Source organism: Rhodobium orientis (assembly GCF_003258835.1).
In the GTDB taxonomy this organism is placed as follows: Bacteria; Pseudomonadota; Alphaproteobacteria; order Rhizobiales; family Rhodobiaceae; genus Rhodobium; species Rhodobium orientis.
Window position 1 is genome coordinate 58975 of sequence record NZ_NPEV01000019.1, and the last position, 16695, is coordinate 75669.

Consider the following 16695-nt stretch of genomic DNA (forward strand, 5'->3'; position numbering starts at 1 on the left):
GGAACCGGATCATGCTGATCATCGGCGTCGGCCATCCGATGCGCGGCGACGATGCGGCAGGCCCGATCGCCGCCGAACGGCTTGCGGATCGCGGCCTGGACGCCATCGTCCTCGACGGCGAGGGCGCCCGCCTGATCCACGCCTGGGAAGGCCGCGACCAGATCGTCGTCATCGACGCCGCCGACGGCGGCGGTCCGCCCGGCACCGTCCATGTCATCGACGCCGCGAAAGAAGCGCTCTCCTCCGGCCGCTTCCACTATTCCAGCCACGCCTTCGGCCTCGCCGAAGCGGTCGAGACCTCCCGCGCCCTCGGCGACCTGCCGCCAAATTTCACCATCTACGCCATCACCGGCGCCGACTTCACCCTCGGAAAGAGCCTGTCGCCCGACGTCGCCGCAGCGGTCGAGCGGGTGGTGGAGAGGATCGCGGAAAGCGCGGAAAAGGCTGAAATGCCTTAGATGCCGCCGGCAGGCAGCTCGTATAGTCGTGAGCTTCCGTCGATATCGACTTCCAGGACGTGGTTGACGATCACGTTCTGCGGATCGCCGCGTTCGGCAAGGAACGCAATGGCTGCCCGCAAAAGGTCGAGGCTCCGATGCCGGTCGACGCACGGGAGCAGAATGAGGCCGGGATGGATGTCGGTCCGCGCCACGAGAGCCCGGAAATCTCCGGCATTCTGGGTAACGATGGTGAGGTCCTCGGCAAGGCAGCGCTTCAGCACCACATGATCGGGATCGCCGAGCCCGCCGCCGTCGCGCGGATGAATGCAATAGTGCTCGCCGGTCCGGGCCAGTTCCAACACCAGCCGGGGCGACAGACACTCGTCGAGAAAGAGGCGCATGCCGCCCGTCAGCCCGCCTTGCGCCAGGGCTTTGCCGCTGCCGGTCGGCCACGTTGCGGATGGGTCCGGGCATAGATCGCAGCAGCCTCGAAGGCCTCCCGCGGCACTTGCGGATAATCCTCGATGAGGTCCTCTAGCGTCTCCCCGCCGTCGAGGCGGCCGGCGACAGCATAAACCGGAATGCGCGTCCCCCTGATGACCGGCGTTCCGCCGAGGATATCCGCATCGGCCATGAGAAAAGCATCCCGGGCGGCAAGGTATTCTGCCGCGTGGCGCGACCGTTCCCCGGCCAGGGCCTCAAGATCGAGGGTCAGTCCCGGAACGATCTCCACCGGCGCAAGGGCCTCCCCCTTGCGTGCGCGAAGCGTCCTCCACAGGGCCTTCTTGCGGGCCGTGGAAAGCGAGACGTCGACCAGGCCGTCGAGCGCGGCAAGAAACGGCACCGCGGCAGCCGGCAGGTGTTGGACGGACGTCCCCCGCACCGGCTCCGCAACCTTGCGCGCCGGCAACACGTCAAGCTCGATCGCCTTTTCCACGCTCCGGCGATCGACGCCGGCAAGAAAGGCGACTTCGTTGGGTGTGAAAACGTAGCTGTCCATAATCCTCCCCTTTAAAGGGGAAATATAATCGCAAATGGGTCCAACGGCAATACTTCGCTGCCCGGAACCGGACGCCACGACTAAAGGTATCCGGTTGAATCCAGGCGCCACCGACAAATGAGTTGATTTCAGCCGCCCGGCTTATACGCTTTTGAGGTCGATAAAGACCGGCCTTGTCGGAGAGGCCGGATCCGGGGGAGGATGCCATGCGCCATGCACGCCTTTTGGTTGTGCTTGCACTGCCGTTGCTGGCGGCCTGCGAGGAAAAGGCCGAGGCGCCGCCGCCGCCGGTCCGTGCCATCAAGTCGATGGTCGTCTCCGACCGCGTCGGCGAGCAGCAGAGGAAGATCGCCGGCGTCGTCGAAGCGGCCACCGTCACCGACCTTTCCTTCGAGATCGGCGGCCGCCTCACCGAGCTTCCCGTCGATATCGGCCAGGCCGTTGCGACCGGCGACACGGTCGCCCGGATCGATCCGACACCGCTCGAACTGGCGCTCAAATCCGCCGTCGGCGAACTCACCGAGGCGCAATCGAAGCTCACCGACGCCAAGGCCAAGTTCGAACAGCAGGACGCCCTCTTTGCCAAGGGCTACACCACCAAGAGCGCCTACGACACGGCGCAGGCGAACCTGTCCAGTGCCGAGGCCGTCGTCGACCGCCTGAAGGCCCAGCGCGACAAGGCCGAGCGCAACCTCAAGAATGCCACCCTCACCGCGCCCTTCGACGGTCGCATCTCGGAGAAATACGTCGACAGGTTCACCGAGGTGCAAAGCGGCCAGAAGATCGTGCAACTGAGCGCCGGCGGCGAGCGCGAGGTCCAGGCCAACGTGCCGGCCGGCATCATCGGCCGGATCGCCACCGGCGACACCGTTTCCGTCGCCTTCCCGACCCTGCCGGGCAGGACGGTCGCGGGCACCATCACCCAGATCGGCTCGCGCGCCGGCCAGAGCAACGCCTTTCCGGTCATCGCCGCCCTTGCCGAGGACGATCCCGACATCCGCGCCGGCATGACGGCAGAGGTCACCTTCTCCTTCAAGACGGCCGACACCGGCGAGGCCTTCCTGGTGCCGCTGCCGGCGGTCGTCGCCCGCGGCGACAAGCGCAAGGGCGTCGTCTACGTCTTTGACAAAGAGGCCGGCGTCGTTCGCGAACGGCAGATCCAGATCGTCAACATCCGCGACAATTTCATTGTCGTCGCCGGCGGCCTTGAGAAGGGCGACGTCATCGCCGTTGCGGGAACGTCCTTCCTCCACGACGGCATGGAAGTGAAGCTCCTCGACAACGCCGGGACGGAGTAGTCCGGATGGGCGCCCTGACCAGATTCGCGCTCAACAACAGCATGCTGTTGCTGCTGCTGGTGCTCTTCATCGTCTTTGCCGGCCCGGCCTCGTTCCTCAGCCACCCCTCCCGCGAGGACCCGGAGATCACCATCCGCACGGCTCTGGTGACGGCGAATTTCCCCGGCATGGCGCCGCCGCGGGTGGAGGATCTGATCACCCAGAAACTGGAGGAAAAGATCCGCGAAATGCCGGAGGTCGACGAGATCAAGTCGTCCTCGCGCACCGGCGCCAGCACGGTCACCATCACCCTGCACGACCGCTTCACGGATCTCGGCCCGATCTGGCAGGACCTGCGCAACAAGATGAACGACGTCAAGTCGGAGCTGCCCGACGGCACCTCCGGGCCGTTCGTCAACGACACCTATGGCGAGGTGGCGATGGCCACCATCGCGCTCACCGCCGACGGCTTCGGCCGCGCCGAGATGCGCCAGACGGCCCGCGACCTGCGCAACAGGCTCTACACCGTCAACGGCGTCAGGAAGGTCGAGCTGTTCGGCGTCGAGCCGGAGCGCATCTTCATCGAGATCAACAACATCCACGTCGCCCAGCTCGGCATCAAGATCGCCGACGTCATGCAGACGGTCGCAAAGACCAACGTCATCTCGCCAGGCGGGCGGCTGCAGGTCGGCGACAACAGCATCGTCGTGGAGCCGACCGGCAACTTCGAGAGCATCGACGACATCCGCAACGTTCCGATCGAGATTCCCAACGATCCCGGCCGGCTGGTCTATTTGCGCGACATCGCCACCATCACACGGGATTACGCCGACCCGCCCGAGGCCCCGGCCTTCTTCAACGGCAGGCCGGCGGTCGTGCTTTCCGTGCAGATGGTCGAGCAGTTCGACTCCTTCAAATTCGGCGACGAGCTGAAGGCGAGGGTAGCGGAGCTGGAGAACGGGCTCCCGATCGGCTACCAGCTCAGCTTCATCACCTTCCAGCCGAAGGAAATCCGCACCGCCGTCGACGGCGTCGTCAGCAATCTCTACCAGACCGTCGCCATCGTTCTCATCGTCGTCGTCCTCTTCCTCGGCTGGCGCACCGGCCTCATCGTCGGCTCCATGGTGCCGCTGACCATGCTGATGACCCTTCTCATCATGCGCCAGGTCGGCATCGAGCTTGAGCGCATGTCGCTCGCCTCGCTGATCATCGCCCTCGGCCTCCTCGTCGACAACGGCATCGTCATGGCCGAGGAGATCGGCCGGCGCATGTCGCTCGGCGAGGACCGCACCCGCGCCGCGATCGACACCGGCCGCACCATGGCGCTGCCGCTGCTGGCCTCCAGCCTGACGACCATCTTCGCCTTCATGCCGCTGATGCTGTCGGAGAACGCCGCCGGCGAATATATGCGCTCGCTGTCGCTGGTCATCGCCATTGCGCTTTTGACGTCGTGGGTCTTCGCCATGACGATCACGCCGCTGTTCTGCGTCTGGGGCCTGAAGACGCCGAAGCCGGTCGACGAGGACGCCGCCTTCGACACCCGCTTCTACCGCACCTACCGCAGCGTGCTCGCCCTCCTCCTCAGCTTCCGGCTACCGTTCCTGGCGGCAACCGTCGCGCTGCTTGCGGTGGCCGTCTGGGGCATGCAGTTCGTGCCGAAGATCTTCTTTCCCGAATCCGACCGGCTGCAGCTTCAGGTCTATGTCGACCTGCCGGTCGGCTCCAACACCTACGGCACGACGGCAACGACGATGAAACTCGCCACCTGGCTCTCGGACAAGGACGAGAACCCGGACATCGCCTCAAACATCGCCTATGTGGCGAGCGGCGGCCCGCGCTTCTATCTCGGGCTCAATCCGATTGACCCCGATCCCCACCGCGCCTTCCTCATCGTCAACGTCGCCTCCGCCGATGCGGTCGGCAAGGTCCGCCGCCACATCGTCGAATACGCCGCCGGCAACCTGCCCGAGGCCCGGGTCAGCGTGAAGCCGATGTCGATGGGCTCCAGCGAGGCCGGCCTCGTCGAATACCGCATCACCGGGCCCGATTCCGGCACGCTCTATGCGGCCGCCGAAAAGCTGGAGCACGAGATGCGGGAGATCGAGGGCACGGTCGATATCAAGAACGACTGGGAAAACCGGATCATGAAGGTGGTGGTCGAGATCGACCAGAACCGCGCCCGCCGCGCCGGGGTGACGTCGGAATCGATCGCCAACGCCCTCAACGCGCTCTTGTCCGGCACCCAGATCACCGACTACCGCGAGGGCGATACGGTGATCCCGATCTACCTCCGGTCCGAGGAGGACGTGCGCACCAATGTCGACCGGCTGCGCACCCTCAACATCGCCGTCTCGGAGGAAAAACCGGTCGCCCTGATCCAGGTCGCCAACCTCACCGGCTTTGCCGACTTCTCCGTCATCAAGCGGCGCAACATGGAGCGGGTCATCACCGTCTCCGGCAAGAACCTGACGAAATCGGCCAGCGCCCTCGACGTCGAAGTGTCGGAAAAGCTGCCGGACCTCGGCTTGCCCGACGGCTACCGCATCGAAAAGGGTGGCGAGATCGAGAGCTCCGGCGAGGCCCAGCAATCGCTGTTCGCCAACATGCCGCTCGCCTTCGCGCTGATCCTCATCGTGCTGGTCGGCCAGTTCAACAGCTTCATCCGGCCGGTGATCATCCTCGCCGTCATCCCGCTGACCCTGACGGGCGTGACCGTCGCGCTGCTTGTCATGCCCGGCGCCAACCTGTCCTTCGTCGCAATCCTGGGACTGTTGTCGCTCGCCGGCATCATCATCAACAACGCCATCGTGCTGATCGACCGCATCGATATCGAACGCAGCGACGGCCTCGCGGTGAATGAGGCCATCCTGACCGCCTCGACCAAGCGGCTGAGACCGATCGTCATGACCACGGTGACGACCGTCCTCGGCCTGATGCCGATCATCATCTCCCGCGACGTGCTGTTCTACGATCTTGCCGTCGTCGTCTCCGGCGGCCTGATCCTCGGGACCGTGCTCACCCTCGGCGTCGTCCCCGTCCTCTACGGCCTGTTCTACCAGAGAAGCGCCCGCAGGGAGCGCGAGGCCGCGTCCGCCGAGAGCCCGGCGTAAAGCTCCATGTCCAGCGCACCGCCAGAGGTACAGGTCGACACCCCGGACGCCCGGCGCTGGCCGCCGATGCGCGAGATGGTCCGCCGGCCGACGGATGCCGCGGCGCGCCTGCGCAAGCACGTGCCGAACTGGCTGCGGCGGTTGATATCGGTGGGCATCGTCTCCGACGACCCGGAGGTGCGCCGCCGCCAGAAATTCGTCAACATCGCCACCTTTGCCGCCGCCGCCGACGCCCTCCATCACACCGTCGTCAACCTTGCCTACGACGCCTCGGGCCTCTTCCTCCTCAACCTCTACAATCTTGCCATCGCGGCGACCTTCCTCGTCGCCCACCGCTTCCACCGCTATGGCGAGCACCTGGCGGCCGCGACCCTCGTCGGCATCATGAGCACGACCCACTTCCTCGTCGTCTGGGCCGTCGGGCTCTCGGCCGACCTGCACATCTATTTCACCATGGCCGGCGCCATCCTGTTCCTGTTCGGCATCCAGAACTGGCGCTGGTGGCTGCCCTTCCTCATCCTCGCCATGGTCTCTCTGATGATCTCGCTCACGGTCGTCTCCGAGACCGGGCCCTTGATGCCCTTCGACGACCAGATCCACCGCATCCTCTCCGCCCAGGGCTTCTTCAACGCCATGGTCACCAACGCGCTCCTCATCGGCTACGTGCTGTGGGCGCTCCGCCGGGCCGAGCAGAACCTGCAGTTCGAGCACGCCCGCTCCGAGGCGCTTCTGACCAACATCCTGCCGGAGCGCATCGCCGAACGGCTGAAGGCCAACCCGAGCGCCACCATCGCCGACAAGCATGAGCACGTCACCGTGCTCTTCGTCGACCTGGTCGGCTTCACCCCGGTCGCCCGCAACCTCGGCCCGGAAGAGGTGGTCCACTATCTCGATCGCCTGTTCACCGAGTTCGATATCCTCATCGACCGGTTCGAGGCGGAAAAGATCAAGACCATCGGCGATGCCTACATGATCGTCGGCGGGCTTGACGGCGACTGCCGCAAGGGCTCGGCCGACCTCGGCCGGCTGGCACTGGCGCTCATTGAGACCATCGCCGACCAGCCGCAGCTCGGCGAGGCCCGCCTGACCCTTCGCGCCGGCATCCATTGCGGCCCGGCGATCGCCGGCGTCATCGGCGAGCGCCGCTTCACCTACGACGTCTGGGGCGATGCGGTGAACGTCGCCTCGCGCATGGAAAGCCAGGGCCTGCCCGGCCGCATCCAGGTCACCGAAATCTTCGTCGAGGCGACAAGCGACGTCTTCGAGTTCGAGCCGCGCGGCGAGATCGACATCAAGGGCATCGGCCCGATGCGCACCTTCCTGATCAAGGGCGCGCGCGAGCCGACGGGTGCGATGCCAGGAAAACCGCCCGCCTGACCAGCCGGGGGAACCGGATCGGCCGTCCCCGAGTTTCATGACGGTGCCTGGCCTGTTATGACTCGGCAAACGCCACACCCTTCCTCCTCCCTTGCACGCCTGCCGGCACGATTGCCGTCGGTTGGGTTTTCATCCGTTTTCGTTCCTTTTCCTTCCGCGAGGCTGCATGACCACCGACCAGATCATCCTGTTCAGCCTGTTCGGGCTCGTCTTTGCGATGCTCCTGTGGGGCAGGTTCCGCTACGACCTCGTCGCCTTCGTCGCGCTCTTGGCCGGCCTGGTGCTCGGCGTCGTGCCGAAGGAAGCGGCCTTTTCCGGCTTCGGCCATCCGGCGACCATCATCGTCGCCCTTGTGCTCGTCGTCTCGCGCGGCCTCGTCGTCTCCGGCGCCGTGGAAATGCTCACCGGCAAGCTGATCGACGCCGGGCGGAGCCTGTCCGGCCACATCGCCGTCATGGCCGGCCTTGGCGGCGCGCTGTCGGCCGTCATGAACAATGTCGCAGCGCTCGCCCTTTTGATGCCGGTCGACCTCAACGCCGCCGCCAAGGCCGAGCGCAGCCCAGGTCTCACCCTGATGCCGCTCGCCTTTGCCACCATCCTCGGCGGCCTCGTCACGCTGATCGGCACGCCGCCGAACATCATCATCGCCCAATTCCGCGACCGGGCGCTCGGCAGCCCCTATCACATGTTCGATTTCGCCCCCGTCGGCCTTGCCTGCGCCGTCGTCGGCATCGCCTTCGTCGCCCTCGTCGGCTGGCGCCTGATCCCCCAGGACAAGAACGCCGGCAACGCCGTCAAGGAGCTGTTCGACGTCAAGGGCTACATCTCCGAACTGGTTGTCGGCGAGAAGTCGAAGCCCGTCGGCATGAAGGTCTCCGAACTGGACGACACCGCCATCGAAACCGACACGGAAATCCTCGGCCTCGTGCGGGGCGGGCACCGCATGGCCGGGCTCGCCAGACGCGTCGAGATCCAGGCCGGCGATACCCTCGTCGTCGAAGCCAAGGCCGACGCCCTCGACCAGTTCGCCTCCAAGCTGAAGCTGGAATTCCAGGGCGAGGAAAAGCACCGCAGCGCCGAAGGCGGCGGCATGAACCTGATGGAGGTCGTGGTGCCGCGCGACGCGCGGATCGCCGGCCGCTCGGCGATGTCGATCGGCCTTCTCTACCGCCACGGCGTGACCCTCCTCGGCGTCTCGCGCTCCGGCAAGCGGTTTTCCGAGAGCCTGCGCAAGCTGACCATCAACCCCGGCGACGTGCTGCTGCTGCTCGGACCGGAGGAGCGGCTCTCCAATGTCGTGGAATGGCTCGGCGTCCTGCCGCTTGCCGAGCGCGACCTGCAGATCACCCGCTCCGACAGGGCCTGGCCGGCGATCGCGCTCTTTGCCGGCGCCGTGGCGCTCGCCTCTTTCGGCCTCCTCTACCTGCCGGTGGCGCTCGCCATCGTCGTTGCCGCCTATGTGGCCTTCGACATCGTGCCGATCCGCCAGGTCTACGACCACATCGAATGGCCGGTGGTGGTGCTGCTCGGCTCCATGATCCCGCTCGGCGCGGCGCTGGAGACCGCCGGCGGCACGGCGCTCATCGGCAAGGGCATCGTCAGCCTGACCGAGGGCTACGGCCCGACGGTCACGCTGACGCTGCTGATGATCGTGACCATGACCCTCTCCGACGTCCTCAACAACACGGCAACGACCGTCGTCGCCGCGCCGATCGCCGTCGACATCGCCGGGCGCATGGACACCAATGCCGACCCGTTCCTGATGGCCGTCGCGGTTGCCGCCTCCTGCGCCTTCCTTACCCCCATCGGCCACAAGAACAACACCCTGATCCTGGGCCCCGGCGGCTACGCCTTCGGCGACTACTGGCGCATGGGCCTGCCGCTGGAACTCATCGTCGTCGCGGTGGCCGTGCCGATGATTCTGCTGGTCTGGCCGTTTTGAGGGGTCGGGGTGACGGGCGAGGTTGGGGCGAGCGGGCGCGCATTGGATTGAGCACCGCACCTGCCGCCGACGCCGGCTGGATTGCCGCGTCGGCCTGACGGCCTCCTCGCAATGACGCTGAAACCAAAGAGAAAATCGTCATTGCGAGCGCAGCGAAGCAATCCAGTGCGACGCTTGCTGAACCATGCGCACACCGAAAGACCCGCAAGACATCGCCGCCGGGCGACCAACAAAACCCCGGCCGAAAGAAAAGGGCGCCAACCCGGCGCCCTTCATCATCGGTCCCGTCTGTGTCGGCGCGCTACCCGCCGATGCGCAGCCAGCTCGGCAGCACCGAGTCGTCCTTGTCCTGCGGAGCGGCCGCGGCGGGCTTTGCGGCCGGCACACCAGTTGCGCCGGAACCCGCCGAAGACACCTCGGCCGGCGGCACGGGGACCCCGGCCTTCGCCGTCTCGGTCCCGGCATCTTGCGCGTCCGCCTGCGTGTCCGGAGTGGTGGCATCGCGTTCCGGCTTGTCCTCGTCGCCGAAGATCCCGCCGAAGAGGGCGCCGACGCCGCTCTCCCGCTCCGGCCTCAGGGCCATGGTGCTGCCGGGCTTGGGCGCCGGCACGTCGGCCTGCTGGGTCGCGCCGCCGGCAGCCACCAGGGCGCCGGCCGGAGCCGGACCGCCGTCATCCACGGCGCCGGCCTCGGCGATCGCAGCGCCTTCGGAGCCCTTCTTGGCACCGAGCACCTCCGCCAGCATCTTCTGGCGCTTTTCCCATTCCGCCTTGCGCCGCGCCTCGTCTTCCAGCCGCGCAACGATTTCCAGCGTCTTCGCCGCGTCCTGCTTCTGCTTGGTCGCGACCGCCGTCGCCAGGTGCGGCGGCACCGTGTAGTCCGGGCAGGCCGCGCGGGCGTTGAACCGGAGGCTGTCGTTTTCCGAGACGGCGTTGAAGACGTAGCGCTGGCCGCAATAGTCGATCTTCGGCGGCTGGTGGGCGATCTCGAAGTGGTCGTAGCCCTCCTTCAGCATCAGCCAGAAATCCATGTTCGGATCGTCGTGGTGCTTGGCGAGGTTCTCCGGCGTCATGCGGAACGGCAAGGCCTGGACCTGGAATGCCCGCTGGCCGCCCCGGAACGCGTCGCGGGCGAGCGAATAGATCTCCGCGATCTGCGCATCCTCCATGGCGTAGCAGCCGCGCGAGGAGCAGGCGCCATGCACCATCAGGTGCGAGCCGGTGCGCCCGTGCGCCCGGTCATAGGCGTTCGGAAAGCCGAGATTGAAGGAGAGATAATAGTCCGAATTGGGGTTCATCTGCGCCGGATAGATCTCGTAGAAGCCCTCCGGCGCCTGCCGGTCGCCTTCCTTGAACTTCGGCCCGAGCTTTCCGGACCAGGCACAGATCTTGTAAGTCTTGAGGAGAGCGAAGCGGCCGGTCCTCTTCTGCTTCCAGACTTCAAGGGTGTTCTCTTCCTTGAAGATGCGCACGAGGATCGGCGAATCGAGGGACATGTTGAGATCGTTGATCTTGCCCCGCATTTCCGCGCTCAACGGCTGCAGATGCTTGTTCGAGCCGTAGCCGATCTGGTCCGGCTGGCAGGCGGCGAGCACCAGAACGGTCGCTGCCGCAGCAAGAAGACGCAACATTTTGGTCGAAACCATTCCTCGTGTCCCTGAAACAGGACGGCAACAGCCGTCCGACCCCCAAGGCGCTACCCTTCGCGCTACCCCTGGCGCAATCCTCGCCGACGAGCCTAGGCCCGGCGCGTTGACGCGACGTTAACCGTCGCCCGCGCCTTCAGGCCGCCGGCGCCGGTCGGGCGCAGCGGGCATCTTTCATCAAAAGATTCCGGCGTTTCCGTGACTTGTCAAAGCTCTCGGCCGATGCGCAGGAATTTTTCCCGGCGCATGCGCACCAGGTCCTGCTTGCTCTGGCCCTTAAGCGCTTTCAGCGCCGAATGGATCGCCTTGCCCGTGTCGCCGATGATTTTTTCGTGATCCCGGTGCGCGCCGCCGAGCGGCTCGGGGATGATGTCGTCGATGATGCCGAGCTTCATCAGGTCCTGGGCGGTGATCTTCATGTTGCTGGCCGCGTCCTGGGCCCGCGCCGAATCCCGCCACAGGATCGAGGCCGCGCCCTCCGGCGAGATCACGCTGTAGATCGAATGCTCCAGCATGAGGACACGATTGGCCGTGGCGATGGCGATCGCCCCGCCCGAGCCGCCCTCTCCGATGACGACGGACACGTTCGGCACGCCGAGCGCCAGGCATGCCTCGGTGGAGCGGGCAATGGCCTCGGCCTGGCCCCTCTCCTCCGCGCCGATGCCGGGATAGGCGCCGGCCGTGTCGACGAAAGTGATGACCGGCAGGTTGAAGCGCTCGGCCAACTCCATGATCCGGACAGCCTTGCGGTAGCCTTCCGGGCGCACCATGCCGAAATTGTGGTGCAGCCGCGACTTGGTGTCGGAGCCCTTTTCCTGGCCGAGAACGGCGACCGGGATGTCCCGGAACTTGCCCATGCCGGCGACGATGGCATGGTCCTCGGCGTATTTGCGGTCGCCTCCGAGCGGCACGAAATCCTTAAGCAGCCGGTTGATGTAGTCGAGCGCGTGCGGCCGGTCCGGATGCCGGGCGACCTGGGTCTTCTGCCAGGGCGTCAGCTTGGCGTAGAGGTCGGTCAGCGCCTGCAGCGCCTTCGCCTCCAGCTTGGACACCTCTTCGGAGGTATCGACCGACGCATCGTCCGTGGCGATCGCCTTCAGCTCGTGGACCTTGCCTTCAAGATCGGCAACCGGTTTTTCGAATTCGAGGTAGTTGTGCATACGGAACCATTGTCAGCAGGGAACGGGACGGGAGGCGCTGTCCCCGGGACCTTCCGGGTCTGTCCCGTCGGCCCGATTTTGCGGCGCGACACTGGCGCCGGGGCGCAAAACTGTCAAGTCTCACGGACGCCGCGCCGGGGCGTGGCGTGTCAGGGATGCGCGAGCGGATGGTGCTCGTTGACCAGCCGCTTCAGCCGCTCGTCGAGCACATGGGTGTAGATCTGGGTCGTCGAAATGTCGGCATGGCCGAGGAGCTGCTGCACGATCCTGAGGTCGGCGCCGTTCTGGAGGAGATGGCTGGCAAAGGCATGCCGCAGCACATGGGGCGACAGGCTCGCCGCGGCAAGGCCGACGCTGACCCCGAAATCCTTCAGATCGCGGGCGAATGCCTGGCGGGTGACGTGGCCGCTGCCACTGGGCGACGAGAACAGCCACGGGCTCGGCCGGTCCTTGCCGAGCTCCTTGCGGAGCGCCGCATAGTCCCGCATCGCCTGGCGCGCGGCGGTCGACAGCGGCACCAGCCGCTCGCGCCCGCCCTTGCCGCGAATGGTGATGGCCCGGGTGTCGCCGACGATCGCCGAGGCCGGCAGGCTGACCAGTTCGGAGACGCGCAGGCCCGTGGCGTAAAGAACTTCCAGCAGCGCATAGAAGCGCTGGCTGCGCAGCCGCTGGGCATCGGTCGTGCCGGTACCGGCGCGGCTCTTTGCGGCATCGATCAGCCGGCCCACATCGGCCTCCGACAGCACCTTCGGCAACGGCCGCTGCCGCTTCGGGCTGTCGACCTTGCCGGTCGGATCGTCGCCGCGCAGCCCCTCGGCATAGAGAAAGCGGTAGAACTGGCGCAGCGCGGAGAGCCGCCGCGCCTGGGAGCTGGCCGCAAAGCCGCGCCCGGCCAGCGCGTTCATATAGGCGGCAACGTCGTCGGCGGAGGCGGCCTCAAGGTCGCTGCCGCGATCGGCGAGGAATTCGGAGAAATCGGCAAGGTCCCGGCGGTAGCCGTCGAGCGTGTTGTCGGCGGCGCCGCGCTCCACGGCCAGCACTTCCAGAAAGCTCTCAAGGTGCTGCCAGCCGGCCATGCCCCTTACCTGTTGAACCGGTCATCCGAGATCGGATACCCCATCTGCCGCGTCGCCGGGTCCACATAAGTGACGAGCGCGAACATCGTCCCGTAGGCGATGGACGCCAGAATGACCAGAACAGCTATATAGCGTGTTAATGTCGGCATGGGAGGCGGGCCGTTGACGGGATACAGCGGAAAAACAGGTCTTCGCCCCTATGTCGACCATGCCGCCGCCAAGTGCAAGGGGCTTGGCGTGCGGGCGAAAGTCTTGACAGTAATGATTTTCATGGGCTCAAACGTCGAGAAAGGGAGCGCCGGCAACCGCCGCGCGTGAGCGGCCAGAGACGAGCGACCTGGGCCGAGCCGCCAGCAACAGCATCCGGACCGGAGCATGGGCACCGACGCAACGACAGCACCGCCGAGTACCGAAGCCGCCGCCATCCGCGACGGCCTCGGCGCCCGTTCCGTCGTGCTGGTCGGCATGATGGGCGCCGGCAAGACCTCGATCGGACGGCGCCTTGCCGCCGCCCTCGGCCTCGCCTTCGTCGACGCCGATGCGGAGATCGAAAGCGCCGCCAACAAGACCATCCCGGAACTCTTTGCCGAACATGGTGAGGCCTATTTCCGCAGCGGCGAGCGCCGCGTCATCGCCCGCCTCCTCGGCGAGGGCCCGCAGGTGCTGGCGACCGGCGGCGGCGCCTTCATGGATGCCGAGACGCGGGCGGCGATTGCCGAGGGCGGCATCTCGGTCTGGCTGAAGGCCGAGTTCCCGGTACTCATGGAGCGCGTGCGCCGCAAGTCGCATCGCCCGCTCCTCAAGGATCCCGACCCGGAAGGCGTCATGCGCCGGCTCCTGGCCGAGCGCGATCCGGTCTATGCGACCGCCGACATCACCCTCCATTCCCGCGACGTCACCCACGAGACCATCGTCTCGGAAGGCCTTGCCGCCCTTAACCAGTATCTTTCCAACGAGGACCGCCCGACATGACCGCCCCCCTCGCCGCCAATGTGGCGGCGGCTGAAGACACCGTGACGGTCGCGCTCGGCGAACGCGCCTACGACATCCTCATCGGCGACGGCCTGATCCATGGCGCGGGCGCCGAGATCGCCGCCCGCCTGCCGGGCGCCCGCGCCGTCGTCGTCACCGACGAGACCGTCGCCGGCCTGCACCTTGCCGCCCTGCGCGAAAGCCTTGCCGGCGCCGGCATCGAGAACGAGGTGCTGACGGTTGCCGCCGGCGAGGCCTCCAAGAGCTTTTCCGTCTACCAGGACCTCGTCGGCCACGTGCTGGAAGCCCGGCTGGAGCGCGGCGACGTGGTCGTGGCGCTCGGCGGCGGCGTCGTCGGCGACCTTGCCGGCTTCGTCGCGGCGACCGTGCGGCGCGGTATGAAATTCGTCCAGGTGCCGACCACGCTGCTCGCCCAGGTAGACTCGTCCGTCGGCGGCAAGACCGGCATCAACGCGCCCCAGGGAAAAAACCTCGTCGGCGCCTTCTATCAGCCCGCTCTGGTCGTTGCCGACACCGCTTCGCTCTCCACCCTGCCGCCGCGCCAGTTCGCGTCGGGCTATGCCGAGGTCGTCAAATACGGCCTCATCGACGATCCGAAATTCTTCGGCTGGCTGGAGCGCGACCGCGAGGCGGTGTTCGCCGGCGGCCAGGCACGGGTCTCGGCGATCGCCACGAGCTGCAAGGCAAAGGCAAGGGTCGTCGCCGCCGACGAGCGCGAGGGCGGCGTCCGGGCCCTCCTCAATCTCGGCCACACCTTCGGCCACGCCCTTGAGGGCGCCACCGGCTTTTCCGACCGCCTGTTCCACGGCGAGGGCGTTGCCATCGGCATGTGCCAGGCGTTCAGGTTTTCCGCCCGGATGGGCCTTTGCCCGCCGGCCGATGCCGAGCGCGTCGAATCGCACCTGAAGGCAGCCGGCCTGCCGACCCGCATTGCCGACATTCCCGGCGACGTCCTTGCCGTCGAACGGCTGATGAACCTGATTGCCCAGGACAAGAAGGTCACCCGCGGCACGCTGACTTTCGTCCTTGCCCGCGGCATCGGCAAGTCGTTCATCGCCCGCGACATCGCCGCCGACGACATCTCCGCCTTCCTGGTCGACGAGCTCAAGAAATGACCGACATTGCCCTGTGGCTGATGATTGGCGGGATCTTCGCGCTGCTGATCCTGTCCGCCTTCTTTTCCGGCTCCGAAACGGCGCTGACCGCGGCCTCGCGGGCGCGCATGCACCAGCTTGAAAAGACCGGCGACCGGCGCGCGGAGATCGTCTCCCGGTTGATCGCCACCCGCGAGCGCCTGATCGGCGCCCTCCTCCTCGGCAACAACCTCGTCAACATCCTCGCCTCGGCGCTCGCCACCAGCGTCCTCATCACGCTGTTCGGCGATGCCGGCGTCGCCTATGCGACGCTGATCATGACGGTGCTGGTGCTGATCTTCGCCGAGGTGCTGCCGAAGACCTGGGCGATCGGCGATCCCGACCGCTTCGCCATCGCGGTCTCGCCGCTGGTCCGCATCATCGTCGTCCTGTTCGGACCGCTGATTGCCGGCGTGGAGATTTTCGTGCGATGGCTGCTGCGCGCCTTCGGCGCCGTCGTCGACGAGAACCAGGCGGTCCTTTCGGCGCGCGAGGAGCTGCGCGGCGCCGTCGACCTGCAGCACCTGGAGGGCGGCCTCATCAAGGCCGAGCGCGACCGGCTCGGCGGCCTCCTCGACCTGTCGGAGCTGGAGGTTTCCGACGTCATGGTCCACCGCACCAACATGGAAATGCTGAACGCCGACGATCCGCCGGAAAAGCTCGTCGACGCCATCCTGTCGTCGAGCTTCACGCGCTTGCCGCTGTGGCAGGGCGAGCAGGAGAACATCGTCGGCATCATCCACGCCAAGGACCTGCTGCGCTCGCTCGCCGAGGTCCAATGGGACGCAACGAAGCTCGACTTCAACGCCGTTACCGCCCTGCCCTGGTTCGTGCCCGACACCACCAACCTGCACGACCAGCTCAACGCCTTTTTGCGCAAGAAGACCCACTTCGCCATGGTCGTCGACGAGTACGGCGAGGTCATGGGGCTCGTCACGCTGGAAGACATCCTGGAGGAGATCGTCGGCGAGATCTCCGACGAGCACGACGTCGTCGTCGAAGGCGTGCGCCCGCAGCCGGACGGCTCGGTGCTGGTCGACGGCTCGGTGCCGATCCGCGATCTCAATCGGGTAATGGATTGGCAACTGCCCGACGAGGAAGCAACGACGATTGCCGGCCTCGTCATCCACGAAGCCCGGATGATCCCGGAGGAGCGCCAGGCCTTCACCTTCTACGGCTTCAAGTTCGTGGTGCTGAGGAAACTCAAGAACCGCATCACCCGCCTGCGCATCACCACGGCGCCGGTGGAGCAGTAGGCTTCGCGAGCGGTTGCACCGGGGCGGCAGAGCCGAGCTTCGGGCAAGCACCACCTCATCGCAGCGCCTGCAGGGCGCGCGGTTCACACACTCCCGGCCCCACCCACTCCGCGTCACCACCGGGCTCGACCCGGTGGTCCATGATGAGGTGCGACAAGGACCGACCTAACGGATTGTTCCGAAAGGCCTCATGGATTGCCGGGTCAAGCCCACTACTGTCCGGTTTAGATTGGGGCGAGGTCGAGGGACATCTGGTTGGGGTTGGTTGGCGGCGGTTTTGGCTGTG

At 66.5% G+C, this 16695-nt stretch carries 14 protein-coding genes; 8 read left to right on the forward strand and 6 right to left on the reverse strand.

Features of this window, described 5'->3' with window-relative positions; genetic code table 11:
• Positions 1-11 precede the first annotated feature (11 nt).
• Positions 12-458: a hydrogenase maturation protease gene (locus tag CH339_RS10685; RefSeq protein ID WP_111434341.1), complete on the forward strand. Its 447-nt coding sequence runs from the start codon at positions 12-14 to the stop codon at positions 456-458.
• On the opposite strand, the gene CH339_RS10690 is transcribed toward CH339_RS10685, so the two are convergent.
• Together CH339_RS10690 and CH339_RS10695 are read right to left on the reverse strand one after the other, a co-directional pair.
• The gene (locus CH339_RS10690; protein ID WP_111434342.1) at positions 455-841 is read right to left on the reverse strand and encodes a DUF5615 family PIN-like protein; all 387 of its coding nucleotides are present in this window, start codon (positions 839-841) and stop codon (positions 455-457) included. The two genes, CH339_RS10685 and CH339_RS10690, sit on opposite strands and share 4 nt — an antisense overlap.
• An 8-nt stretch (positions 842-849) precedes the next feature.
• On the reverse strand, positions 850-1440 hold the full coding sequence (locus CH339_RS10695; protein WP_111434343.1) for a DUF433 domain-containing protein: 591 nt from the start codon (positions 1438-1440) through the stop codon (positions 850-852).
• A gap of 206 nt (positions 1441-1646) precedes the next feature.
• Between CH339_RS10695 and CH339_RS10700 the strand changes: the two genes are divergently transcribed.
• The 4 genes from CH339_RS10700 to CH339_RS10715 all read left to right on the forward strand — a co-directional run bounded on the left by CH339_RS10700 (position 1647) and on the right by CH339_RS10715 (position 9146).
• Positions 1647-2738 carry an efflux RND transporter periplasmic adaptor subunit gene (locus CH339_RS10700; protein ID WP_146610154.1) on the forward strand — a complete coding sequence of 364 codons (1092 nt, stop codon included), beginning with the start codon at positions 1647-1649 and terminating at the stop codon, positions 2736-2738.
• A gap of 5 nt (positions 2739-2743) precedes the next feature.
• Positions 2744-5827 carry an efflux RND transporter permease subunit gene (locus CH339_RS10705; RefSeq protein WP_111434345.1) on the forward strand — a complete coding sequence of 1028 codons (3084 nt, stop codon included), beginning with the start codon at positions 2744-2746 and terminating at the stop codon, positions 5825-5827.
• A gap of 6 nt (positions 5828-5833) precedes the next feature.
• Positions 5834-7204 carry an adenylate/guanylate cyclase domain-containing protein gene (locus CH339_RS10710; RefSeq protein WP_111434346.1) on the forward strand — a complete coding sequence of 457 codons (1371 nt, stop codon included), beginning with the start codon at positions 5834-5836 and terminating at the stop codon, positions 7202-7204.
• 166 nt (positions 7205-7370) lie between these two features.
• Complete coding sequence (locus CH339_RS10715) at positions 7371-9146, forward strand: SLC13 family permease (RefSeq protein ID WP_111434347.1); 1776 nt, start codon at positions 7371-7373, stop codon at positions 9144-9146.
• A gap of 301 nt (positions 9147-9447) precedes the next feature.
• Here the strand turns inward: CH339_RS10715 and CH339_RS10720 are convergent, their stop codons facing one another.
• The 4 genes from CH339_RS10720 to CH339_RS10735 all read right to left on the reverse strand — a co-directional run bounded on the left by CH339_RS10720 (position 9448) and on the right by CH339_RS10735 (position 13176).
• Positions 9448-10791, reverse strand: coding sequence for a L,D-transpeptidase family protein (locus CH339_RS10720; protein ID WP_184443421.1), 1344 nt, complete (start codon positions 10789-10791; stop codon positions 9448-9450).
• 206 nt (positions 10792-10997) lie between these two features.
• Entirely contained in the window at positions 10998-11951 is a 954-nt protein-coding gene (locus CH339_RS10725) for an acetyl-CoA carboxylase carboxyltransferase subunit alpha (protein WP_111434348.1), read from the reverse strand.
• A gap of 149 nt (positions 11952-12100) precedes the next feature.
• Positions 12101-13027 (reverse strand): site-specific tyrosine recombinase XerD, encoded by a 927-nt coding sequence (locus tag CH339_RS10730; protein WP_111434349.1) that lies wholly within the window; start codon positions 13025-13027, stop codon positions 12101-12103.
• 5 nt (positions 13028-13032) lie between these two features.
• Positions 13033-13176, reverse strand: a complete 144-nt coding sequence (locus CH339_RS10735; protein ID WP_111434350.1) for a histidine kinase — start codon at positions 13174-13176, stop codon at positions 13033-13035.
• Positions 13177-13402: 226 nt separating this feature from the next.
• Between CH339_RS10735 and CH339_RS10740 the strand changes: the two genes are divergently transcribed.
• The 3 genes from CH339_RS10740 to CH339_RS10750 are packed head-to-tail and all read left to right on the forward strand — an operon-like array spanning position 13403 to position 16409.
• Positions 13403-13999, forward strand: a complete 597-nt coding sequence (locus tag CH339_RS10740; protein WP_111434351.1) for a shikimate kinase — start codon at positions 13403-13405, stop codon at positions 13997-13999.
• Positions 13996-15135: a 3-dehydroquinate synthase gene (aroB, locus tag CH339_RS10745; protein WP_111434352.1), complete on the forward strand. Its 1140-nt coding sequence runs from the start codon at positions 13996-13998 to the stop codon at positions 15133-15135. The genes CH339_RS10740 and aroB overlap by 4 nt, the downstream gene beginning before the upstream one ends.
• Positions 15132-16409, forward strand: a complete 1278-nt coding sequence (locus CH339_RS10750; protein WP_111434353.1) for an HlyC/CorC family transporter — start codon at positions 15132-15134, stop codon at positions 16407-16409. Before aroB ends, CH339_RS10750 begins: the two co-directional genes overlap by 4 nt.
• Positions 16410-16695: the final 286 nt, after the last annotated feature.